Source organism: Microbacterium sp. (assembly GCF_051860965.1).
Taxonomy (GTDB): domain Bacteria; phylum Actinomycetota; class Actinomycetes; order Actinomycetales; family Microbacteriaceae; genus Microbacterium.
On record NZ_JBIMKU010000008.1, the window covers coordinates 1 to 24067 of the forward strand.

Genomic DNA, 24067 nt, shown 5'->3' on the forward strand with positions numbered 1-24067 from the left:
CTCGCCGTCGCGCGTCGGGAGCGTCGAGTCGAGGAGACCTGCGATCTCGTCCTCGAACGCACCGTCGAACACAGGGGTCGCGACCTTCGTGCCGGCAGCGGCCTCACGTGCCGCGGTCGGCAGGCTCGCCGCCCACTTCGGGTTGCCCTCGACCTTCCAGCCCTGCTGGGAGATCCAGCCGAGGTGGAGTTCGAGGACCTGGCCGAAGTTCATGCGACCCGGGATGCCGAGCGGGTTCAGGATGACCTGGACCGGCGTGCCGTCCGCGAGGACGGGCATGTCCTCGACGGGGAGGATCTTCGCGATGACGCCCTTGTTGCCGTGGCGGCCGGCGAGCTTGTCGCCCTCGGTGATCTTGCGCTTCTGGGCGATGTAGACCACGACGCGGCGGTTGACGCCCGAGCCGAGCTCGTCGTCGCCGTCCTCGGCGTTGAACTCCTTGACGGCGATGATCGTGCCCTGCTCGCCGTGCGGCACCTTGAGCGACGTGTCGCGGACCTCGCGGCTCTTCTCGTTGAAGATCGCGCGCAGCAGGCGCTCCTCGGCCGACAGCTCGGTCTCGCCCTTGGGCGTGACCTTGCCGACGAGGATGTCGCCGGGACGCACCTCGGCGCCGATGCGGATGATGCCGCGCTCGTCGAGGTCCTTCAGCAGGTCCGGGCTCACGTTGGGGAGGTCGCGGGTGATCTCCTCCTTGCCGAGCTTCGTGTCACGGGCATCCACCTCGTACTCCTCGATGTGGATCGAGGAGAGGGTGTCGTCCTTCACGAGGTCCTGGCTGAGGATGATGGCGTCCTCGAAGTTGTGGCCCTCCCACGTCATGAACGCCACGAGGAGGTTCTTGCCGAGCGCGAGCTCGCCGTTCTCCGTCGCGGGTCCGTCGGCGATGACCTCGCCCTTCTCGATGCGGTCTCCCGCCGAGACGATGACGCGCTGGTTGTACGACGTGCCCTGGTTGGAGCGGTCGAACTTGCGCAGGAAGTAGTCCTGAGTGCCACCCTCGTCGAGCTGGATCGTCACGACGTCCGCCGAGACCTCCATCACGACACCGGCCTTCTCGGCGGTGAGCACGTCACCGGCGTCGATGGCCGCGTAGCCCTCCATGCCGGTTCCGACGACAGGGGACTCCGAACGCAGGAGCGGAACGGCCTGACGCTGCATGTTGGCACCCATGAGGGCGCGGTTCGCGTCGTCGTGCTCGAGGAACGGGATGAGCGACGTCGCGACCGACACCATCTGGCGGGGCGAGACATCCATGTAGCCGATCTCGTCGGCGTGGAAGAGGTCGACCTCGCCACCCTGACCACGACGGGCCAGCACGCGGTCGGTCGCGAACGAGCCGTCGGCCTTCAGCGCGACACCGGCCTGGGCGACGATGTAGTCGCTCTCCTCGGATGCCGTGAGGTAGTCGATCTCGTCGGTGACCTTGCCATCGACGACACGACGGTACGGCGTCTCGATGAAGCCGAACGCGTTGATGCGCGCGAACGACGCGAGCGAGCCGATGAGGCCGATGTTCGGGCCTTCCGGGGTCTCGATGGGGCACATGCGGCCGTAGTGCGACGGGTGGACGTCGCGGACCTCGACGCCGGCGCGCTCACGGCTGAGGCCTCCGGGGCCGAGCGCCGAGAGGCGACGCTTGTGCGTCAGACCCGCGAGCGGGTTGTTCTGGTCCATGAACTGCGACAGCTGCGAGGTTCCGAAGAACTCCTTGATCGCGGCGACGACGGGGCGCACGTTGATCAGGGTCTGCGGCGTGATCGCCTCGATGTCCTGCGTCGTCATGCGCTCGCGGACGACGCGCTCCATGCGCGACAGACCCGTGCGGACCTGGTTCTGGATGAGCTCGCCGACGGCGCGGATGCGACGGTTGCCGAAGTTGTCGATGTCGTCGGTGTCGAGGCGGATCTCGGCCGGCTGCCCGCCGCGGATGCCGTCGAACACGACGTCGCCGCGGTGCAGGCGCACCAGGTACTTGATCGTCGCGACGATGTCGTCGACGGTCAGGACCGAGTCCGACAGCGGCTGGTCGAGACCGAGCTTCTGGTTGATCTTGTACCGACCGACCTTGGCGAGGTCGTAGCGCTTCGGGTTGAAGTAGAAGTTGTCCAGGAGCGCGCGCGCGGCCTCGGCGGCCACCTGCTCGCCCGGACGCAGCTTCCGGTAGATGTCGCGGAGCGCGTCTTCCTTCGTGACGATGGTGTCCTTCGACAGCGTCTCCTCGATGGAGTCGAAGCCGGCGAACTCGCTCATGATGTCTTCGCTCGTGAGGCCGAGGGCCTTGAGGAACACCGTGACCGACTGCTTGCGCTTGCGGTCGATGCGCACGCCGACCTGGTCGCGCTTGTCGATCTCGAACTCGAGCCACGCACCGCGGCTCGGGATGACGCGCGCCGACACGATGTCCTTGTCGGACGTCTTGTCGGGGGTCTTGTCGAAGTACACACCAGGCGAACGGACGAGCTGCGACACGACGACGCGCTCCGTGCCGTTGATGATGAACGTGCCCTTGTCGGTCTGGAGCGGGAAGTCGCCCATGAAGACCGTCTGGGTCTTGATCTCGCCGGTCTGGTGGTTCATGAACTCGGCCTCGACGTAGAGCGGGGCGGCGTACGTCTTGCCGCGCTCCTTGCACTCGTCGATCGAGTACTTCTCGGGCTCGAGGTAGGGGTTCGTGAACGAGAGCTGCATCGTCTCGCTGAGGTCCTCGATCGGCGAGATCTCTTCGAAGATCTCCTCCAGACCGCTGATCTCGGGGACGCCGGTGCGTCCGGCCGCAGCGGCCTCGGCGACGCGCGTCTTCCACGCGTCGTTGCCGACGAGCCAGTCGAACGACTCGGTCTGCAGAGCCAGGAGGTCGGGAACCTCGAGGTTGTCGGTGATCTTGGCGAACGAGAGGCGGGATGCTCCGCGGCCGCTCTTAGGGGTGGTGGTGGTGGATGCGTTGCGCGCAGCAGCCAAGGGGATTACCTCCGTGGGCCCGTGCCCGGGCTCGTTTCCTTGTCGTCAGGGTGGAGTGCTCCGCTTCCCCGATAACCCGGCGCCACGCTCGCCGATCGTCCTGAGACGAAAGGAGGGGGCACACAGGCACAGCCGACCACCATATGAGGGCAGGGGGAATCCAGAGCGCAACTACCAACTATACGTCGTCATGCCTCGCATGGCAAGCGAGATTCTTGACGAGTTCGGGATGCTGCGGTATAACCGCCCTCCGCGCGCTTCATTGCGTGCGAAAGCATGGAAACGAGGCGCTCCTCGCGCCATGATGTGCTCATGACCGGGGACACCCGCCCCGTGATCCGCACCCCCGATCAGCGGATCCGGGTCTTCGTGAGTTCGACGCTGCATGAGCTCGCCGGCGAGCGCAGGGCGGTGCGCGCCGCCGTCGAGCGCCTGCGCATGGCTCCTGTCATGTTCGAGCTCGGCGCTCGGCCCCATCCGCCGCGGGACCTCTACCGCGCCTATCTGGATCAGAGCGATGTCTTCGTCGGGATCTACGGGGCGAGCTACGGCTGGGTCGCCCCGGGGGAGGACATCTCGGGACTGGAGGACGAGTACCGCCTCGCGCCGACGGGTATGCCCAAGCTCATCTACATCAAGAGCACGGACGAGCGCGACGAACGCCTGGGCGCCCTCATCGCGCGCATCCAGAGCGACGACACGGCGGCGTATCTCCACTTCCGATCCGAGGCCGAGCTCGAGGAGCAGGTGGCCAACGATCTCGCGACGCTCCTCGCGGAGCGCTTCGACGAGTCGCGGGTGGTATCCGATCTCGAGCCGGAGCACGCCGTCTCCTCGCTCGTCTCGCGCATCCCCGTTCCCTATACGACGACGATCGGTCGCGAAGACGACATCGCCGCAGTGCGCGAGATGCTCGCCGTGGGAACGGATCGCGTCGTGAGCCTCATCGGCCCCGGGGGGATCGGCAAGAGCCGCCTCGCGATCGAGACGGCTCTCGCGACCGAGGACCTCTTCCCCGACGGCACGTACTTCGTGCCTCTCGAAGGCGTACTCGAACCCGGTCTGCTGCTGCCGACGATCGCTTTCACGCTGGGTATCCGCGACAACGGCGAAGCTGCGCTCGAGGAGCGCATCTCGCACGCCCTCGAGGGTCGCCGCGTGCTGATCGTCCTCGACAACTTCGAGCAGATCGTGGACGCCGCCCCCGTCCTGGTGCGGCTGTACACGGTCGCTCCCACCGCGACCTTCCTCGTCACGAGCCGCATCGTGCTCCACATCCGGGGCGAGCGCGTCTACGACGTCCCGTCGCTCTCGATACCGGCGGGAGGATTCCCGGCGAGTCTCGACCCTGCCATCCGCTCCGCGGCCGTCGCGCTGTTCGTCGACCGGGCGCGGGCGGTCAAACCGGGGTTCGACGTGACCTCCGACAACGCCGGCGACCTCGCCGACATCTGCCGTCGCCTCGAGGGCCTGCCGCTCGCGATCGAGCTGGCCGCCGCGAAGGTGCGGATCCTCGCGCCCGCGGGGATAGCCGAACGGCTCGGCAAGAGCCTCCCCCTGCTGTCGGCGGCGGTGCGCGATCTGCCCGAGCGCCACCGCACGATGCGGGCGACGATCGACTGGAGCGTGAGCCTGCTGCCCGAGATCCAGCGCGACCTGCTCGAGGACCTCGGAGTGTTCGCGACGAGATTCACCCTCGACGCCGTGGAGGCGCTCGGCTCCGGCCGCTCCTGGGACGGCCAGGCACTGGACGCGCTTTCTGCACTTGTGGACGGATCCCTCGTCAAGCAGTTCGACATGGGAGGCAGGTCGGTGTTCTCACTGCTCGCGATCGTGCGGGAGTACGCGCTGGACCGACTCAAGGCACGCGGCGACGCCGATCGGGTGCGCGCCGCGCACGCGGACTACTACAGCGAGCTCGTCCTGCGCGTCGCGCCCGGTCTGGGCGGCAGCGGCCAGGCCGAAGCGGTCATGCAGCTCGGCCTGGAGCTTCCCAACCTGCGCGCGGCCGTCCGCCACCTCGTCTACACCAACCGGCTCGACGACGCCGGCGACTTCGCGTGGAGCCTGCTCATCTACTGGTGGATCTCGGGGTTCTTCGCCGAAGTGCGGCTGTGGATGCTCGAACTGCTCGAGAAGCAGCACGCCCACGCCATCACCCAGCACACGCGGGCCGTCGCCTGGTTCCTGGCGCTGTGGGGCGAGATGTGGCAGCGGCCGAGCGAGCAGGTGGTCGCCGGACTGGGCGAATGCGTGCGGCTGTTCGCGGAGTCGGGAGACGAGGACTCGGCCGCAATGGCACTCGCGGCGCGCGCCACGGCCCGGATCCAGCTGCAGGACGTCGACGCCGAGAAGGCCGAGGCCGAGCTGCGCGAGGCCGTCACCCGCCTGCGCGAGGCGGGCAACAGCTGGGCGGAGGCGATCACCGAAGTCTCGCTGGGCAGGCTGGCGTGGGTTCGCCAGTCCACGACCGAGGCGCTCGCGCACTTCGACCGTGCCGCTGAGATCGCCGAGGCGCGCAGCGACCTCTTCACGAGGTCGGTCGCGGGAAATCTGCGTTCGCGTCTCAACTTCCAGCTCGGGCGCACCGATCTCGCGGAGGCGGAGTTCATCGACACCCTCGTGATCAGCGTCGGCCTGCACTACGAGGAGGGCGTCGCGTACGGCCTCGAGGGCATCTGCGCGGTCGCCGCGTCGCGCGGCGAGGCATGGCGGGCCGCGGCTCTCGCCGTGGCCGCAGGCGTCATCCGGAGACGGATCGGCATCTTCGACGCCGAGGCGTTCACCGTGCACACGCCTTATCTCGAGATCCTGCGCGGGAGGGATGCCGCGGGAGTCGCCCAAGGCGAGGCGGACGGGGCCGACATGACCGTCGCGGACGCCGTGCGCCTCGCGCTGCCCGAATCGGACTTCGCCCGCGTCTCGGACGCGGTCGCGCACTGGTGACCCCTGCTCCGCCCGGTCCCCGGGACGGAGCGGGCGACGCGTGAAGAACGAGTGCTCACACCGTCGCGCGGGCGTGGCGGAAGCGGATGCGCGTACCCGGTCGCGCCTGCGCCAGCTGGTCGAGCGCGGCATCCGTCACGACAGCGATCACGGGATAGCCCCCCGTCACGGGACCGTCGGCGCACAGGATGACGGGCCGTCCGTCCGGGGGCACCTGGATCGCGCCCGCGACCATGCCCTCGCTGGGCAGCTCGCCGATGTTCGAGCGGTCGAGAGCCGGGCCCTCGAGCCGCACGCCGACCCGGTCGGCGGCGGCGCCGACGGTCCACGACGTCTCGAAGAGAGTGGAGAGGGCGGATGCCGTGAACCAGTCGGCGCGCGGACCGGGGGCGAGCTCGAGCTCGAGGTCGTCGGCCGGAGCACCCCAGGGCGCGAGCGTGGCGACGGGGATGGGGTCGTGCGGTGGCTCGCCGAGCGGCACGACGTCTCCCGCAGACAGCGGCGCGGGACCGAGGCCTGCGAGCAGGTCGGTCGAGAGCGACCCGAGGGCCGAGCGCCCCGTGAACCCGCCGCGCACGGCGAGGTACGCTCTCGCGCCGTGCGCGAACCAGTCGAGGTGCAGTTCCGCGCCGACGGGCCAGGGATGCGCCTCGTAGGGGTCGACCTCGCGGCCGTCGAGCAGGATGCGCCCCCATGCGCCCGTGACGGCGAACCACGCGTCGGCGCCCGTGCGCGCGCGCAGACCGCCCATCGTGACCTCGATCGCCGCCGCACCCTCGGGGTTGCCGACCAGCCGATTCGCGGTGCGCAGCGCCGCCCGGTCGAACGCGCCCGAGACGGCGACCCCGAGCGCAGCGGCACCGGCTCGGCCGAGGTCCTGCAGCGTCGCGAGCAGGCCGGGCTCGACGATCCGGATGCTCCGCGTGGTCTCGGCGTCGGCATCCATCCCCGCGCCTTCCGCGGGCCGCCCCGCCGAGACGGTGATGCCGGTCGAGGAGGCGGGCACCCCGGCGGACGACTCCCGGAAGCGCACGCGCGTGCCCGGCGAGAGGAGCGCGGGCGCCGCGGCATCCGGGTCAAACAAGGTGACGGGAGTCGTGCCGATCAGCCGCCATCCGCCCGGTGTCTCGCGCGGATAGGCGCCGGTGAAGCCCGCCGCGAGGCCGACCGCGCCCGCCGGCACGCGCGTGCGCGGCTGCGCGAGCCGCGGCACGTCGTAGGGCCAGTCGGGGCTCACGAGATAGCCGAACCCCGGGGCGAAGCCCGTGAAGGCGACGGTCCACTCGGCATCCCGATGCCGGCGAACGAGCTCATCCGGGCCGACGCCGAGCAGATCGGCGGTCTCGGCGAGGTCGGGGCCGTCATAGAAGATGGGCAGTTCGACAGAGGCGCCGTCTCCGCGCTGCACCTCCTGCTCCGGCGCTGCAAGAGCCCACGCGCGCGCCGCGGCGAGCGGCAGCACACGCGGGTCCACGCGGACGAGCACCGTGCGGGCCGCGGGGACGAGATCGACGACCCCTTCGGGACGGGATGCTTCGAGCCGCGCGTGCAGCGCGAGCACGGCATCCAGCGACCCGACCTCGACGAGGAACGCGCGCTCCCCCATCGCATGGATCACCACGGCGCGCGCACCGTCACTCCGGCGTCCTCCAGTGCGGAGCGCACCGCGCGCGCCATCGCGACCGCGGCCGGCGAGTCGCCGTGCACGCAGAGGGAAGCGGCATCCACCGCGATCCGCTCGCCGTCGATCGTCTCGACGACGCCCTCGCGGACGAGGAGCAGGGCGCGTTCGGCGACGGCGCCGGGGTCGCCGAGGAGCGCACCCGGCGCCGTCCGCGGCACGAGCGTGCCGTCGGCGCGATAGCCGCGGTCGAGGAACGCCTCCCGCACGAACGGGAGACCCGCCTCCTTCGCGGCGTCGGCGATAGGACCGTCCATGCCGAGGATCGGCACCGCACGCGCGACGCGATCCGACAGCGTTGCGATCGCCGCAGCGACGGCTCGTGCGTCCGCCTCGCGGCTCGATACGGCGTGGTAGAGCGCCCCGTGCGGCTTGACGTATCTGATGTCGGCCCCCGCGGCATCCAGTGCCACCAGCTGCTGCCACACCGTCGCCTCGAGCTCGTCGGGCGGCATCCGCACATCGATGCGACCGAAGTTCGCCGCGTCGGGGAACGACGGATGCGCCCCCACGGCGACCCCGAACCTCTGGGCGCGCTCTACGGCCCGACGCATCGATGCGTCATCCCCCGCGTGCGCGCCGCACGCGATGCTCGCGCTCGAGATCACCGCGAACATCGCCTCGTCGTCGGCCGTCGGCACGCCGTCGACGGTCTCGCCGAGGTCGGCGTTCAGGTCGATGGATGCCACGGCTCCACGCTATCGCCGGTGCACAGCGTCGGCAGATCCCGAGCCGGATCACCCCAGGGCACGCCTAGCCGGCTCGTCGGCTGCGGATCGCCGACATCGTGCACGCGGACGGGACCACAGGCCGTTACGACTGGGTAAAGCCTGGCCGCGGGCGGGTGCAATGCCCCGTGTCGCGAGGCAGGATGGGGGGATGCCTCGCTCCACCGAACGCCCCGCCGCCGGCACGCCGCTCCTGCAGGTGCGGGATGTCGCCGTCGAGTTCCAGACGCTCGACGGGCCCGTGCACGCGGTGCAGGCCGTCGACCTCGACCTCGCCGCCGGCCAGACGCTCGCGATCGTGGGCGAGTCTGGCTCGGGCAAATCGACCACCGCGATGGCGACGATCGGCCTGCTGCCGGGCAACGGGCGGGTGACGCGGGGCAGCATCCTCTTCGAGGGCCAGGACATCGTCGGCGCACCCGAGAGCGTCATGCGCACGATCCGCGGCCGCTCGATCGGACTCGTGCCGCAGGATCCGATGTCGAACCTCAACCCCGTGTCCAAGATCGGCACCCAGATCGCCGAGACCCTGCTGGCGCACGGGCTGGCGACCCGCAAGGACGTCGACCGCCGGGTCGTCGAGACCCTCGCTGCGGCGGGACTGCCCAACGCCGAAGAGCGCGCGAAGCAGTATCCGCACGAGTTCTCGGGCGGCATGCGGCAGCGCGCGCTCATCGCGATCGGCCTCGCGTGCAACCCCAAGCTGCTCATCGCCGACGAGCCGACGAGCGCGCTCGACGTGACGGTGCAGAAGACGATCCTCGACCAGCTCGACCGGATGACGGGCGAGCTCGGCACGGCGGTCATGCTCATCACGCACGACCTGGGACTCGCGGCCGAGCGCGCCTCGCACGTCGTCGTGATGAGCCGGGGCCGCATCGTCGAGCAGGGACCGGCGCGCCAGATCCTCGAAGACCCGCAGCAGCCGTACACGCAGGCGCTCGTCAAGGCCGCGCCCTCGGTCGCCGCCGTTCGGCTGCGGCCCGAGGCGTTCCGCCGGCCCGCCGCGACCGTCACGCCCGTCGAGGCGCCGGCCGAGGCATCCACCCCCGTCGACAACATCGTCGAGATCGAGAACCTCACGAAGGTGTTCAAGATCCGCGGCAAGAAGGAGGACTTCGTCGCCGTCGACGACGTGTCGCTCTCGATCCCCCGCGGCCAGACGGTCGCGATCGTCGGAGAATCCGGCTCGGGCAAGACGACCACGGCGCGCATGCTGCTCAAGGTCATCGAGCCGACGAGCGGCGCGATGCGCTTCGAGGGACAGGATGTCGCGACCCTCAAGGGCCGTCAGCTGCGCGACTTCCGCCAGAAGGTGCAGCCGATCTTCCAGGACCCGTATTCGTCGCTCAATCCGATGTTCACGATCGAGCGGATCATCGAGGAGCCCCTCTCCTTCTATAAGAGGGGTTCGTCGAAAGAGCGGACGGCCCGCGTCAAGAAGCTGCTGGATGACGTGGCCCTGCCCACGTCGATGATGAGCCGGTATCCGTCCGAACTGTCGGGCGGTCAGCGACAGCGCGTCGCGATCGCCCGCGCGCTCGCGCTCGAACCAGAGCTCATCGTGTGCGACGAGCCGGTCTCGGCCCTGGACGTGCTCGTGCAGGATCAGGTGCTGACGCTCCTGCGCGATCTGCAGGGCGAGTACGGCCTGAGCTATCTCTTCATCTCGCACGACCTCGCCGTCGTGCGGCTGATCAGCGACTACGTCTGCGTCATGAAGGACGGCAAGCTCGTCGAGGCCGCGACGTCGGAGGAGATCTTCACCAACCCGCGCGATCCCTACACGCGCAAGCTGCTGGCATCCATCCCGGGCAACGAACTCGACATCGCGGTCTGAGGCCGCCCTCCCCACGCGACCGACCCTGCGTCGCTCGCGTAAGAGGGCGACGCGAAGCCTCGCGTCGTCGGAGCAACGGGTTACTCTCGAGTAAGTGCGCACCCGGGCGCGGACATCGAAGAGGAGTCGACGCTGTTCACGATCGTCCGCATCCGTCGACGCGCGAGCCTCTTCGCCGGGCTTCTCGTCGTCGCGGCGATCATGACCGGAGCCTCCGCCGGCGTCGTGGGCCTGCTCTCGTCTTCCGCGACCGTCGGCGTGCGCGGAGTCCTCGAGGCGACTCCCCGGTACGACCTGTCTCTCGGGCTGACGATGCCGCTCGCATCCGATCCGGAGGAGCAGGCGCGGGTGACGGAGGAGACGTTCCGGGCGTCGTTCCGAAACGGCACCCGAGCGATTCCCCTCTCGATCGAGCAGTCCGTGCAGACGGTGCTGGATGTCACGCTCGACGACGCGACCGAGCGCCGTGTGATCGTCGTCAGCGCCTCTCGCCTGGATTCCGATGCCGACCTCGTGACAGGACGCTGGGCCGACGACCCGAGTGAGGCGACGCTGCAGGCGGATGCCGCGAGCGCGCTCGGTCTGGCACTCGGCGACACCCTGTCGATGCAGGATGCCCGGGTGACGCTCGTCGGAACCTGGCGGGTCTCCGACGCCGAGGCGCCCCGATGGCTGGGCGAGGAGCAGTGGACGACCGGGGCGTCGGGCGACAGTGCCGGACCCCTTGTCATCGATCGGTCGCTGTGGAGCGCGCTGGATGCCAAGCCCTGGGTGCAGTGGGCGATCATCCCCGATACGGGACGGCTGCAGGCCACGGATCTGGCGGCGATCGCTCACGCGTGGGAGCAGGTGCCCGACGCGATCAGGGCGGCCGGTCTCGAGACGGGAAGCCGATCGGGCCAGTTCGTCACCTCGACCCGCGAACTGGGGGTGCGCCTCGCCGCACTGCAGACCGCCATCCCGCTCGCGCTGGTGATCCTCTCGGTGATCGCCGCGCTCACGATCTGGGAACTCGCCGGGCTCACGGCGCGCACCCGGGCGACCGAGATGGCGCTGCTGTGGTCGCGGGGCGCGACGACCGCGTCGCTGTCGGTCCGGGCCGGGCTGGAGGCGGCCGCGATCACCGCGATCGGCTCGGCCCTCGGCATCGGCGTGGCCGCGCTGGTGCTGTGGAGCGTGCAGGGGTCGGAGGCCGTGGCATCCACGCTCTGGGCGGGCCTCTGGGCGGCAGCCGCCGCGGTCGCCGCCGGCGCCCTCGCCTTCTCACTGAGGACCATCCGCACGGCGCGGGCTCCCCGGGCGGCCGAGCGCGCGGGCCGCGCGCGGAGCTTCGCCGGGGTCGGCGGGGTCGTGCTGCTCCTCGTCGCGGCGGCCCTCTCGACGTGGCAGCTCCGCACCTACGGACCTGTCACGGGGAGGGCGTCGGGCGAGCCGAGCGTCGACCCCGTGACCGTCGTCGCACCGGCGCTCATCCTCGCGAGCGTGGTGCTGCTCGGCCTCTACCTCTTCCCCGCCCTCGTCGCCGCGGCCGAACGCGGAGCGGTGCGCGGGACGGGGAGAGCTCTGGCGGTGCGGGGAGTCTCCCGCCGCATCGGAGCGGCGGCGGCGACCATCGTGATGCTGGGGCTCGCCGTCGGCCAGCTCGTGGTGGCGGCCGGCTACAGCGCGACCTGGTCGGAGTCGTTCACGCAGGCCCAGCAGCTGCGGTCGGGGTCAGCTCTGCGGCTGCAGGCCCCGCCCGGCGGAATGACGGCCGCCGACCTCGACACCGCCGCGGGGGCCGCTTCGGTCGTGGGGCTCGCCCCGGTGCGGACGCAGTCGGTGACGATCGGCAGCGAGCAGGCCGGCCTGGTGGGCTCAACCCCGGCGGCGATCGCCGAGCTCGCTGAAGACGGCCGCGACCTGATCGACACCGCCGCGCTGTCCGAGGCGATCGTCGCGCAGACCGAGCTGCCGCAGCTGCCCGGCGAAGCGACGAACGTGACCATCGATGTCGGGACGTCGCCCGCCGAGGCGCGATCGGTGTGGCTCGTGGATGCCTGGGGCCGGCTCGACGAGGTGCCTCTGAGCCCGGCGGCCGACCAGGTGGGCGTCGCGAGCGCCACCCTGCCCCTCGGCCGCGCACCCTGGCGGCTCGTGGCGATCGACGTCGTGCCACTGGACGGCGTCGCCCCGACGACGGTGGCGGTGAGGTCCGTCACGACGGACGCGGGTGCGGTGAGCCCGGTGCCCGTGATCCAGGTGGCCTTCCGCGAGAACGGAACACCGTTCCTGCGGAGCGAGCTCGGTCCCGGGGGCGTGCCCGAGGAGGCAGGTGCCGTCCTGCGCCTCCTGTCCCGGGCAGACGACGGACTGATCGCGATCTCGGAGCGGCTCGCGGAACGCATCGACGCCGAGGTGGGCTCGGCCGTCACCGTCCGCATCTCGTCGTCGGCGCCACCGGTCTCCGCCGTCGTGACCGCGATCGTCCCGGTGATCCCGGGCGCCTCCGGGTCGTCCGGACTTCTCGTCGACACGGCGGTGGTGGATCTGGCCCTGCTCACGAGCGCGGCCGACCCTCGCATGCCGTCGACGGTATGGGTGGGCAGCGACGACGCGGCGGCGAGCGCGTCCGCCCTGCGAGAGCTCATGCCCTCATCCGTCGCGGTCGACGAACTCGGCGCGGAGCCCGACCTGCCCATGCTGACCGCGGGCGCCGGAGCGCTCTGGATCGCCGCCGCGGCAGGTGGTGCCCTCGCGATCGCGGGTCTCATCGTCGTCTGCGCGGCGCAGCAGCGCGAGCGACGCAACGAGATCGGCGTCCTGCGCGCACTCGGACTCGCCGCGGGACAGCAGGCCGGCGTGCGGCGCGGTGAACTCGCCATCATCTCGGCGTGGGGCGCCGTCTGCGGGGCGGCTGCGGGACTCGTCGCCCTGCTCGTCGTCGTCGGCACGCTCGCCCGCGCCGCCATCCCGGGTGTCTACGCGAGCATTCCCACGCCGCCGCGATTCGATGTCGTCGTGGGCGTGGGCGCGCTCGTGGCCCTCGCCCTCGCGGTCGCCGCCGTCATCACTCTGGCGGGCACGACGGCGGGTCGGGCCGCTCGCACGCTCACGGTGCAGCAGGTGGACGAATGACCCGTCGCGAACGTCGCAGCGCCTTCGGCCTGCTCGCCCGGCAGGGGGCGACGGATGCGCCCCTCGCCGCCATCGTCGCGATCATCGTCGCCATCTGCGCCTTCCTCGTCGCGACCGCCCCGGGAGCGCTCGCGGAGGTGTCCGACCGCGAAGTGCGCCACACGCTCGAGGGATTCTCGGCGCCTCGCCACGACCTCACCGCCTCGGCGTACTTCGGCCGCCCGGGCGGTAGTCCCTTCGGCAACGCCACCGAGCGAAGCGGCATCGACGAGATCACCGGCACGGTGGAAGGCGTGGTCCCCCGCCTGACGCCGCCTCTCGGCGCAGTGCTGAGCGACTCGGAGTGGACCGCCACCACCACACGCACGTCTGCGACATCCAGCAGCGACACCGGACAGGTCGCGCCCAACCTCGTCGGGCTGACGGCCGCCCCCCGGTGGGAGGAGGTCGTCACCTTCGTCCAGGGCACGCGCCCGGCGCCGCCGACCGAAGAGTCAGTGGGCGCTCCGGTCGAGATCGCGCTCTCGGTCGCCGCGAGCGAGCGGATGGGCATCGGCATCGGCGACGTCCTCGCCCTGCCGTTCACCCCGCTGCTCGTCACGGGCCTGTATGAGCCGACGGATGCAGGGGATCCCTTCTGGGAGCACCGCCCGTACCTGCGCGATGCCGTGGAGAGCCGCAACGCCGACGGCCGTCTCATCTACGTCGTCGATGTGCTCATCGATCCCGAGTCCACGGTGGCGCTGCGCGAGCCCTTCGCCACGGCGCGGATCGATGCCTGGTACACCCTCCAGATCGACGAGGTGAGGTTCGTCGACGTCCCTCGCCTGGCGGAGCAGATCCGTGAGCTGAGCTCCGGCACCGTGCAGCTGTTCTCGGGTGAGAACCTGATCTTCGACGGCGGCCTCGCGGCGGACCTGGATGACGTGTCCGCCCGGGTCGCGCTGACCACGGCGCTCCTGGCGATGCTGATCTCCGGGCCGCTCGGCGTGATCCTCGCTGTGCTGGCGCTCGCCGTCGGCTCGATCGCCGACCGCCGATCGGCCGCGTTCGCGCTCGCCCGGGCGCGCGGTGCGAGCGGACTCCAGCTGCGGATCACGATGATGCTCGAAGGCGTCCTCCTCGCCGTGCCCGCCGCCGCGCTGGGGGCCGCAGCCGCGTTCGCCGTGACCGGCGGACGCACGGCGATCGAGGATCTCTGGCCCGTCGTGCTGATCGCGGCGATTCCCCCGCTGCTGTTCGCCCTCGCCGTCCCGCCGCCCGCGGCGCGCGAACGACCGCCGAGAGCGCGCTGGATCGTCGAGGTGCTCGTGATCGGGCTCGCCGCGGCATCCCTCTTCCTGCTGTTCCGTCGCGGGATCGCACCGACCGGCGCGGGCATCGACCCGCTGCTCGCCGCCGCACCGCTCCTCGTCGCGGCAGCCGTGACGATCGGCGTGCTGCGGCTCTATCCGTGGATGATGGCGGCCGCGCAGCGCGCGGCAGGGAGGGGCAGAGGAGCGGTGGGGCTCGTCGGCTCCGCGCGTGCCGTCCGTGCGCCGTCGCTCGGGTTCGCTGCCGCCTTCGCGCTCGTCGTCGGCGTCGCGGTCGCGGTGTTCTCGGCGGGGATGGCGGCATCCCTCAGCCGTGCGCTGGCGCTCGCCTCGGATCCCGCCACGCGCGGTGAGATCGCGCCGCTGGATGCCGGGCACCCGATCGTCGCCGCCGTCTTCGCGTTCCTCAGCGCCGCTGCCGGGCTGCCTCTGCTCCTGTGCGTCGTCGCGGTCGTGCTCGCGGTGATCGCCGCAGCGCGGAGCCGCAACCGGACCGTCGGGGTGCTCCGAGTGCTCGGGTTCTCGGCGGCACAGGTGCGCGGACTCGTGGCCTGGGAACTCGTGCCGGTCGTCATCGTCGCGATCGTCGCGGGAGTCGCGCTGGGCGCGGTCGACGTGGTCGTCCTCGGCACCGCGCTCGACCTCGCCGCCTTCGCCGGCGCGAAGACATCGGTGGCGCCGGGGGTCGACCTGGCCGTCACCGCGGGCATCGCGGTCGTCTTCGCCGGTGCAACGGCCCTCGCAGCCGCAGCGGCCACCAACATCGCGCGACGACGGACTCCTGGTTCCAGGATCAGAATGGGGATGGAATGACCTCGCAGATCAGCTGTGTCGACCTGGTGCGCATCTTCTCCGGGCAGGGCGTCGAAGTGCAGGCGCTGCAGGGACTCGACCTCGAGATCGAGGCGGGCGAGCTCACCGCGATCGTCGGAGCATCCGGCTCGGGGAAGTCGACTCTCCTCACCATCCTTTCGGGGCTCGACACCCCCACCGCGGGATCGGCCACCGTCGACGGGCACGACCTGCTGGCGATGCGCGGCCGCGAGCGCAACCAGTACCGACGGGACACGGTGGGATTCGTCTTCCAGCAGACCGAGCGCAATCTGCTCCCGTTCCTGTCGGCGGCCGAGAACATCTCGATGGCACTGGCGGTCGCCCGCTCGCCCCGTGCACAGCGCGCGGCCCGGGTCGAGGCGATGCTCGACGTGCTCGACCTCGCGTCGCTGCGCGACCGCAAGCCGGCCGAGCTCTCGGGAGGCCAGCGGCAGCGTGTCGCGATCGCCGTCGCCCTGGCAAACGCGCCCCGCGTGCTGCTCGCCGACGAGCCGACCGGAGAGCTCGACGAGCAGGCATCCATCCGCATCCTCGAACTGCTGCGCGAGATCAACGAGAACCTGGGAGTGACGGTCGTCATCGTCACGCACGACGAGGCGGTGTCCGACCATGTGCGCCGCACGATCCAGATCCGCGACGGACGCACGTCGACCGAGGTCCATCGCTCGGTGAGCACCGACGTCGAGGGTGTCAAGCAGCACATCGCCCGCGAGTACGCGGTCCTCGACCGCGTCGGCCGCCTGCAGCTGCCGCAGGAGTACCTGACCGAGCTGGCGCTGCGCAAGCTGGTGAGGCTCGAGCTCGAGAGCGACCACGTGCAGGTGCACCCTGCGACCGAGCACGAGGTGGACGCATGACCGGCGAGAGCGCCGTCCTGCGCGGCGAGCACCTCACCCGCACGTACGGAAGCGCGGCGAACGAGGTGCACGCGGTGAGCGACGTCACCGTCGAGCTGCACAGGGGCGAGCTCGTGATGCTGCGCGGGCCCTCCGGATCGGGCAAGACCACGCTGCTCAACATCCTCGGCGGTCTCGATCATCCGACGAGCGGCCGGGTGCGGCTCGGCGACGTCGACGTCACGGCTTCCCGTGAAGCCGACCTCGTCGAACTGCGCCGACGCGAGCTGGGGTTCGTCTTCCAGTCCTTCGCCCTGCTGCCGATGCTCACGGCGGCCGAGAACATCGAGGTTCCGCTGCGACTGGTCGATACACCGATCAAGGAACGCGCGGCACGGGTGACGGAGCTGCTCGAGAGCGTCGGTCTGACCAAGCACGCGGCTCAGCGACCCGATGAGCTCTCGGGCGGTCAGCGCCAGCGGGTGGGCATCGCGCGGGCGCTCGCGAATCGGCCATCGGTGCTGATCGCCGACGAGCCGACGGGGCAGCTCGACTCGAGGACCGCGGCCACGATGATGGATCTGATCGCATCGCTCGTGCACGAGCACGCCCTCGCCGCCATCGTCACGACGCACGACCCCCGGCTGCTCGGCCGCGCCGACCGCCTGCTCGAGATCAACGACGGCCGGCTCGGCGGAACCCCCCTCGGCACGAGGAGGTCGCGCCGCGCGGCTCGTGCCGCCGGGGGCGCGGTCGGATAGCAGCATGGCGATGCATGAGGATCAGGTCCACATCGACGTGGACCTCGCGAGGGAGCTCGTCGCACGTGACTTCCCGCACCTTGGGGCGGACCCTGTGCGGTCCATCGATTCCTCGGGCACGGTGAACGCGATCTACCGGGTCGGAGCGACCGCCGCGGCCAGATTCCCCCTGCAGGGCACCGACCCGACCGAGGTGGAGGCGTGGCTGAGACGAGAAGCGGATGCCGCTGCCGAGTTCGCCGGATGCTGCCCCTTCGCGACGCCGCGCCCGCTGGGCATCGGTCGCCCCGGGTGGTCGTACCCGCTGCCGTGGTCGATGCAGACCTGGGTGGACGGCGTCGTCGCGACCCCCACCGGGCTCGAAGGCTCCGTGGCGTTCGCCGGCGACATCGCGACACTGCTCGGGGCGTTGCGAGCCGCCGACACCCGCGGGCGGGGATTCGACGGCGCGGGGCGCGGCGGACGCATCGGCGACCAGAGCGCGTGGATGGAGACCTGCTTCGAGCAGAGTGTCGAGCTGCTCGACGTCCCTGTGCTGCGGTCCATCTGGCACGCACTGCGCGGCCTCGAACCGCCGCGCGTCCTCGTGATGAGCCACAAAGACCTCACCCCACCGAACATCGTCGTGGACGGCGAGAGGATCGTCGGGGTGCTGGATGCAGGGGGCCTCGGACCGGCGGATCCCGCGCTCGATCTCGTGTGCGCCTGGCATCATCTCGACGGGACTCGACGCGCCATCGTGCGCACGCGCCTGAACATCCCGCCCGACGAGTGGCTCCGCGGCGCGGCATGGGCCTTCGCGCAGGCCATGGGGCTGGTCTGGTACTACCGCCACACGAATCCTTCCATGAGCGAATTGGGCCGAAGCACGCTTCAGCGGCTCGTCGACGACCCCGATGTCCCGCGCTGAGCGGCGACGAACCCCGCTTCCTCCAGCAGCTGGGATGCCGGCCCTGAGATCGCCCGCGCCGCGTCCTCGCGCGGCCGAGCACCGCTTCTCCCGCACCGCCGTGTCGAACGTGACGATCAGATCGGACCGCGATAGTAGGGTGCCCGGCGAAGCCACCGGGAAGTGTGGATGTCGAAGGAGGCGCCATGATCGCGGAGCTGAACGCCCTGGTGGAATTCGTCGAGGCACATCTCGACGACGACATCGACGCGGCGTCGTTGGCAGCCGCTCTCGGCACCACGGAGTACCACCTGAGGCGGATGTTCTCGTCGCTGGCGGGCATGCCCCTGTCGGAGTACATCCGGCGACGCCGGATGTCCGTCGCAGCGGCAGACGTTCTCGGAGACGACGATCTGCTGGGCATCGCCGTGCGGTACGGCTACGGCTCTACCGAGGCGTTCGGCCGGGCATTCCGATCGGTGCACGGTGTGGGACCGAGTGACGTCCGACGAGATGGCGGCCCTCTTCGAACTCAACCACAGATCAGGTTCCGCCTGACCGTCGAAGGGAACATCACCATGGACACCCGCATCGCCGACCGCCCGGCTTTCCGCCTCGTGGGCCACGCCGCCCGCGTGCCGCTCATCCACGAAGGCATCAACCCCCACATCCAATCCCACATCGCATCGTTGCCCCCGGCCGAGCACTCTCGACTGAAGGCGCTGAGCGACACCGAACCCGGCGGTCTCCTCCAAGTGAGCGCCGACGTCGACCCGGACTACACCGAAGGAACCGAACTCACCTACCTTCACGGCGTGGCGATTTCGGCGGAGACCCAACCGCCTGACGATCTCGACGTCATCGGGGTGCCCGCGGGCACCTGGGCCATCTTCCGCACCGAAGGCGAGTACCCCGGCGCGCTGCAGGTAGCATGGGCAGCCACCGCCACCGAATGGTTCCCGTCCAACCCATGGCGACTCCGCCCCGGCTCGTCCATCGTCGCCGTGCTCGACCGCGCCGACGACTTCAGCACCGCCACCTGTGAGCTCTGGCTCCCCATCGAACGCGCCTGATCGAGCGTGACCCGCCCGCGCGGAAATGCGGGCGGGTCACTGCTCGCGGGCGTACCGACAACCGGGCGTCGTCGCGCGTTACCCCAGGGAATGGGCGGTCTATCCATCGGGGCCCGCTTGGGTGTAGTTTTCGGCCATTGATCAGCGAGGATCTGGGGATGACATGCTGACTTTCACCGAGCCGAACGACTACTGGACTCTCTTCTTGATCGCCGCCGGGTGCGGCGCTCTCGGCGGTGTGGCCGCTGACCTGCTGGTCGCCCACCGGCGTAGAACGGGATACTTGTCTTTTCCTCGCTGGGAACGACGCAACGATAGGATCACAGGCCGCCTGCACCTGGGCACATTCGGACCAGCGGCCGTGGGCGCGATCGCCGCTGTCGCGGCCCTGTGGGCAATCCCTCCAGAGATCGCGATCACGATCAGCAACGAGACCACCAACCCCGCAGAAGTGGGTGCGTCTTACGACATTGTGCGGCTGGTCGGCGTGAGCATCATCGTCGGGACAGCGGGGGCGGCCGTCATCGCTGCATTGCAAGCACGTGTCACATTCCAACGCCAACAGCAGGCGGCCGTCGCTGGAGTCGCTGCTGCTCAGGCGAGCGTCGGCGCAGCCCTAATCGCGCCGGACGGTGCTCCGACGAATGCCGCGCTCGAGCAAGCTTCCACAGACCTGACCGCAGCGCTGGGCGCGATCACCGACGACTAATACGCCTTGAACCCGACGCCAAAGGTCACCCGCACCCGAATCGGACCGATTATGACGCTTGATGGCGTAACGCTCCTGGCCGAGGTCCTGGCAGCGGGCCTGATCGCGGTGATGTTCGGAGTACGCGTTGGCCACGTAGCTCCGCGACACCGCATCATTGCCGCGGTTGGGCGCGTTATCGCGTTTGGGGCCATCTTCCTTACTATCGGATCGATAGCTCGGCTAGTTTGGCTCGTCGCAGCAGGCACTGCACCGTCTTCCCTGGAGGCGACCATACATCTCACCGTGGCGGGGCTTTTCGGTGCAACCCTCGTGGGCCTGTTCCTTCGGATATTCGCGATCCATCGCGACGAGCTAAGAAGCAGAGCACGGGTGAGGGCCCACGACGTCGCCGAGCGACGATAACCGAGTCGACAACAACTAGCCGACTCCCTCGGATCGCGGAGAAATGCGCTCATTGGTGGACCGTCGTGCGCGCGTGCCCGAGCGGGCCGCTGTCGCCTGCCTCTGCGAATATGGTCGGATGGCCGAGCCCACGCCGTACCAAGAACTCCATAAGGACGGGAGCGTGCGCGGCCGCGGTCACATGCTCGACGACGAGATGCATGGTTACTGGGAGTGGTTCCGGCTCGACGGGAGCATCATGCGCAGCGGGTCGTTTGATCGCGGCCGCCAAATCGATGTCTGGACGACGTACGATCGCTCGGGTTCGCCGCATAAGGAAACTGACTTCGGCCAGTAGTCGCCCCCTTGCTGCGCGATGGACTACCGCCCGGCGTGCTGCCGGGGGCGTCGATAAGGTCCGCGCGCTTCGCGGATGACGCGCCGGTGGCGAGGAGGCTGTCGCGGGAGAGTTCAGGCGTCGCTTGAAGGCGCGCTCAGTGACGTCCCGGATCCTCAGCTAACCCGAGGGCGGTACCTGACGTTGATCTCCTCGAGTGGCTCGCCGTTATCCAGCTCGAGCTGCACGGGCGAGCCCCCGGGGTTGTCGTAAAGGCGCACACCGTCACCGAGAAGCACGGGGAGGATGTGGATGTCCATCTCGTCGAGGAGGCCGCGCTCGAGCAGTTGCCGGCCGAGGGAGGCGGAGAGGATCTCCACGTTCTTGCCGCCGGCCGCGCGCCGGGCGATGTCGACGGCTTCTGCGATGTCGCAGCTGAGGAAGGTGACGCCATCGACGGGCTCGACGTCCTCCGGATGGTGGGTGAGGACGAACACGGGTCCGGTCCAGTCGCCGCCGTAGACGCCCCCCGCATCGGGGAAGGCATCCCAACCGTCGCGCCCTCCCAGCACCGCCCCTGTCGTTGCGACATACTCCGCGATCAGCCCGTCGCGGTTCGTGGCTTCGGGCATCCAGTCCATGCTGTGCCCAGGGCCGGCGACAAAGCCATCCAGCGACATCGAGAAGTGCCACAGGATCTTGCCCGCTGCAGTCTGCGGTGTCGTGTCGTACATGTGCACTCCTTCGATCGAGGTGAGACGCTTGACTCACCTCTTAGCGTAGGAGTCCAGTAGAAGGTGAGTCAAGCGTCTCGCCTCTGGCACAATGGCTGCATGGGTCGTGAGTTATCCGAGTACCACCGGGCGGTTGCCGATCGGAATCGCACCGCGGTCATCACCGCCGCTACACAGCTCTTCGTCGCGCTCGGATACGACCGCACCTCACTGGCAGGCGTCGCCCAGACCGCCGGCGTCTCGAAAGCGACCCTCTTCAAGCAGTTCGCGACGAAGGCCGCGCTGTTCGAGGCGGTCATCCTCGCCGTCGGAGACGCAGACGCCCAAGACCTCCCCGAGCCCGCCCCCGGCAGCCCGCGCGCCGGCCTACTCGCCCTCGCGAATGCCTACGCATCGCTACTTCTGCGCCCACCCACCGCCGACATGATCCGCCTCGTGATCGCCGAGGGTCCGAAATTTCCCGAGCTGCGCGATCGCACCTTCGACTTCGGAACCATGCCAGCGCTCACCGCGCTCGAAAGGTACCTCCGCTCTGAGGAGGAAGCCGGATCGCTGCGGATGGACTCACGCGCCACCGCATCCGCGCAGCTTCTGGGAATGATCGCCTCCGCGATTTTCTGGCCCGTGCTCGTGCACCCCGGATGGTCGATGGAAGCCGCCGAGATCGACACCGTCATCCACCAAGCCGTCGAGACCTTCCTCGCTCGCTACGGTGCATAGCCCGCACCGGCGCTCGCGACCCCGGCAACGATCTATACAGACCGCAGAATGCCGGGACCAGTCGCCTCACGCGCGAATACGCGCTCTGCGGATTCGCGGTCGATATCGAGCACGCTGAACGACCTGCGCGCGGGCGGTGCTAGGACCCTGACGCGCCGAGGCTATCGCCTTGCTCCGGCTCGAGCTCTCGCCAATTGGGCCTGGGCCAGCTTCGGGTGAGCACGAGTGAGATCGTCACCGCAAGGACGAACGGAGGAATCATGCCCGCGATCGTGATCGCTCCCGGATTGCTCACCTCGATGCCCGACTGCGTGAGCAGAGTCTGTGCCACGACCTGGAAGGCGAGGTGGAATCCGATCGGAGTCCAAACGCTGCGAGCGATGAGGCGCAGGACGCCGAGGACGACTCCCATCGTGAGGAAGATCGCGCCGCGCTCCAGCAGAATGCCCCAACCCGCTGTCACAACCCAGAGAGTCGTGCCCAGTAAGGCGAAAAGGACCGCCTGCACGAACACCGCGGCAATCGGGGCGATCGTGGCCGAGAGATTTCGGTAGATGTACCCGCGGAAGATGAGCTCTTCAGGGATCGCTTCAAGCAGCAAGACGGTCAATATCGTGAACGAGATCGCCGCGACCAACTCGAGCGGTGGGAGCACTGAGGTGACTCGCAGCCAACCGGTAACGAGCGCGATGCTCAGGCCGACGGCTGAGGGAATCAGGAATGACGCCACCCCGAGAAGGAACGGTCGCCATGCTTCCGGCAACGCCTGCAGCATCAGGCCCGTCCACGGCCGCCGATCAAGAAAACGTCGGGCGAAGACGATCATCGGCACGACCAGGCAGAAGACCAGCAGCGCGCAGACAGTCCGACTCAACGGGGTGACAGCGCCACCGAAGACCGATAGCGAAACCCAGACCATGAGCGTCCAGATCACGATCGCCCCAACCAGCACGATCGCGATCCGCCGTCCCGCCGCAACCCGCACCTGTCGCGTCGCGCTCTCCATGCTCGACCTTAACCCAGACCAGACACCGACAAGGGATGCCGCGCAGCGCCCGGCGAGGGACCGGTCGACGGGGTGTGGTGGGACTAGCGTGGGGCACATGGGCCTCAGCGACTTCCCCGTGCGCGCGTCAATCGGCGTTGCGGACATCCACCGTGCGGTCGACTTCTACGAGGGGATCCTTGGGCTCGAGAAGGTCGGCGAGGGTCCGAGCGCTGACATCGACGGCGGGGGCCGCACCTATCGAGGGGGCGGCGGGACGATGATCAACGTCTTCGAGACCCCCAACGCCGGCGGAGCGAAGTCAACTGTCGCGACCTGGTACGTCGACGACGTCGATACTGTCCTCAACGAACTCACCCACGCTGGAGCAGAGATCCCTCGATACGACGGTCTCGGACAGGACGAGCGAGGAATCGCTCCGCGAGCAGGCGGCGGGCGCATCTTCTGGATCGCCGACCCCGACGGCAACACCATCGCCATCGAGGCAGACGAGTGACCACTGTATGCCGCCCCATTGAGTCTGCGCGGACTCGATTCGATCCCGACCGCATCTGACTGTTACCACCGCCCTACCCGGTACGTCCATGTAGAGTCAGCGTCCCTCACGCCCCCACGCTGAGGCGCTGCGACGCCCGTTCAGCGACCGCCTACCGTGCCGGAGGATACTACGCGGAACCACTCCTATCGCGACGGGTGGGCGGAGATCTCGTTCTCCCATGCGCTGGCTGCGCGCTCGACGGCGTCAAGGGACAGGTCAAGGGCAACTTGGACGCCTGCTCCCCAACGAATGACCTCGGGAGTGCTTGGCGAAGCCGCCTCTGCTCTCAGCGTGACAAGCACGGTCGTTGCCTGGCTATCCCCCGCGCTTGCATCGAAGCTGAGGTTTGGCTCGGTGAAATCGATCTGCGCGGGGCGAAGACCTGTGGCGACGCTTCGCAGCCACTTCAGCAGTTCTTGTGCTTCCCAAATCATGAGGCTCGGATCATGGAAGGCCCACGACTCTGGGCCATGGCTGACGCGACCGGCGACAATTAGCCAGTTATCATCCCAACCGTCCGCCGACGCGGCAGAGCCCTTCGCGAACTGGTAGTCGACTATCTGCAGCTCGATTCGATCTCCGTTGGCGGACGTCAGCAACACCATTGCGACTCTAGCGACGACCTGAGCGTCCTCGGCGTTCGGAGGACGCCGCGCTCAA

The 24067-nt window shown here is 69.4% G+C and carries 18 protein-coding genes; 12 read left to right on the plus strand and 6 right to left on the minus strand.

Annotated elements, in window-relative coordinates; all coding sequences use genetic code 11:
- On the minus strand, window positions 1-2961 hold a 2961-nt coding region (gene rpoB / locus ACTIFV_RS15105; RefSeq protein WP_439593619.1), incomplete at its 3' end, for a DNA-directed RNA polymerase subunit beta.
- Between the two features lie 312 nt (window positions 2962-3273).
- On the opposite strand from rpoB, the gene ACTIFV_RS15110 reads away from it, so the two are divergent.
- On the plus strand, window positions 3274-5907 hold the full coding sequence (locus ACTIFV_RS15110) for an ATP-binding protein (protein WP_439593620.1): 2634 nt from the start codon (window positions 3274-3276) through the stop codon (window positions 5905-5907).
- Window positions 5908-5962: 55 nt separating this feature from the next.
- Here ACTIFV_RS15110 and ACTIFV_RS15115 read toward each other — a convergent pair whose 3' ends face one another.
- Together ACTIFV_RS15115 and ACTIFV_RS15120 are read right to left on the minus strand one after the other, a co-directional pair.
- A complete protein-coding gene (locus ACTIFV_RS15115) occupies window positions 5963-7528 on the minus strand; it encodes a 5-oxoprolinase/urea amidolyase family protein (protein WP_439593621.1) in 1566 nt (521 codons plus the stop codon).
- Window positions 7522-8277, minus strand: a complete 756-nt coding sequence (locus tag ACTIFV_RS15120; protein ID WP_439593622.1) for a LamB/YcsF family protein — start codon at window positions 8275-8277, stop codon at window positions 7522-7524. Before ACTIFV_RS15120 ends, ACTIFV_RS15115 begins: the two co-directional genes overlap by 7 nt.
- Window positions 8278-8467: 190 nt before the next feature.
- Between ACTIFV_RS15120 and ACTIFV_RS15125 the strand changes: the two genes are divergently transcribed.
- The 9 genes from ACTIFV_RS15125 to ACTIFV_RS15165 all read left to right on the plus strand — a co-directional run bounded on the left by ACTIFV_RS15125 (window position 8468) and on the right by ACTIFV_RS15165 (window position 20430).
- Window positions 8468-10156, plus strand: a complete 1689-nt coding sequence (locus ACTIFV_RS15125; RefSeq protein WP_439593623.1) for an ABC transporter ATP-binding protein — start codon at window positions 8468-8470, stop codon at window positions 10154-10156.
- A 201-nt stretch (window positions 10157-10357) separates the two neighbouring features.
- The gene (locus ACTIFV_RS15130) at window positions 10358-13273 is read left to right on the plus strand and encodes an FtsX-like permease family protein (RefSeq protein ID WP_439593624.1); all 2916 of its coding nucleotides are present in this window, start codon (window positions 10358-10360) and stop codon (window positions 13271-13273) included.
- Window positions 13270-15399, plus strand: coding sequence for an FtsX-like permease family protein (locus tag ACTIFV_RS15135; protein ID WP_439593625.1), 2130 nt, complete (start codon window positions 13270-13272; stop codon window positions 15397-15399). Before ACTIFV_RS15130 ends, ACTIFV_RS15135 begins: the two co-directional genes overlap by 4 nt.
- Complete coding sequence (locus ACTIFV_RS15140) at window positions 15396-16277, plus strand: ABC transporter ATP-binding protein (RefSeq protein WP_439593626.1); 882 nt, start codon at window positions 15396-15398, stop codon at window positions 16275-16277. The genes ACTIFV_RS15135 and ACTIFV_RS15140 overlap by 4 nt, the downstream gene beginning before the upstream one ends.
- Complete coding sequence (locus tag ACTIFV_RS15145) at window positions 16274-17017, plus strand: ABC transporter ATP-binding protein (protein ID WP_439593627.1); 744 nt, start codon at window positions 16274-16276, stop codon at window positions 17015-17017. The genes ACTIFV_RS15140 and ACTIFV_RS15145 overlap by 4 nt, the downstream gene beginning before the upstream one ends.
- 4 nt (window positions 17018-17021) lie before the next feature.
- Complete coding sequence (locus tag ACTIFV_RS15150) at window positions 17022-17927, plus strand: phosphotransferase (protein WP_439593628.1); 906 nt, start codon at window positions 17022-17024, stop codon at window positions 17925-17927.
- A 185-nt stretch (window positions 17928-18112) separates the two neighbouring features.
- The gene (locus ACTIFV_RS15155) at window positions 18113-18979 is read left to right on the plus strand and encodes an AraC family transcriptional regulator (RefSeq protein WP_439593629.1); all 867 of its coding nucleotides are present in this window, start codon (window positions 18113-18115) and stop codon (window positions 18977-18979) included.
- Window positions 18980-19142: 163 nt separating this feature from the next.
- On the plus strand, window positions 19143-19688 hold the full coding sequence (locus ACTIFV_RS15160; protein WP_439593630.1) for a hypothetical protein: 546 nt from the start codon (window positions 19143-19145) through the stop codon (window positions 19686-19688).
- 523 nt (window positions 19689-20211) lie between these two features.
- The gene (locus tag ACTIFV_RS15165) at window positions 20212-20430 is read left to right on the plus strand and encodes a toxin-antitoxin system YwqK family antitoxin (protein WP_439593631.1); all 219 of its coding nucleotides are present in this window, start codon (window positions 20212-20214) and stop codon (window positions 20428-20430) included.
- Between the two features lie 155 nt (window positions 20431-20585).
- On the opposite strand, the gene ACTIFV_RS15170 is transcribed toward ACTIFV_RS15165, so the two are convergent.
- On the minus strand, window positions 20586-21143 hold the full coding sequence (locus ACTIFV_RS15170) for a dihydrofolate reductase family protein (RefSeq protein ID WP_439593632.1): 558 nt from the start codon (window positions 21141-21143) through the stop codon (window positions 20586-20588).
- A gap of 99 nt (window positions 21144-21242) precedes the next feature.
- Between ACTIFV_RS15170 and ACTIFV_RS15175 the strand changes: the two genes are divergently transcribed.
- A complete protein-coding gene (locus ACTIFV_RS15175) occupies window positions 21243-21863 on the plus strand; it encodes a TetR/AcrR family transcriptional regulator (protein WP_439593633.1) in 621 nt (206 codons plus the stop codon).
- Window positions 21864-22002: 139 nt separating this feature from the next.
- Here the strand turns inward: ACTIFV_RS15175 and ACTIFV_RS15180 are convergent, their stop codons facing one another.
- A complete protein-coding gene (locus ACTIFV_RS15180) occupies window positions 22003-22869 on the minus strand; it encodes a lysostaphin resistance A-like protein (RefSeq protein WP_439593634.1) in 867 nt (288 codons plus the stop codon).
- 97 nt (window positions 22870-22966) lie between these two features.
- On the opposite strand from ACTIFV_RS15180, the gene ACTIFV_RS15185 reads away from it, so the two are divergent.
- On the plus strand, window positions 22967-23365 hold the full coding sequence (locus ACTIFV_RS15185) for a VOC family protein (protein ID WP_439593635.1): 399 nt from the start codon (window positions 22967-22969) through the stop codon (window positions 23363-23365).
- A gap of 185 nt (window positions 23366-23550) precedes the next feature.
- On the opposite strand, the gene ACTIFV_RS15190 is transcribed toward ACTIFV_RS15185, so the two are convergent.
- Entirely contained in the window at window positions 23551-24012 is a 462-nt protein-coding gene (locus ACTIFV_RS15190; protein ID WP_439593636.1) for a WapI family immunity protein, read from the minus strand.
- Window positions 24013-24067: the final 55 nt, after the last annotated feature.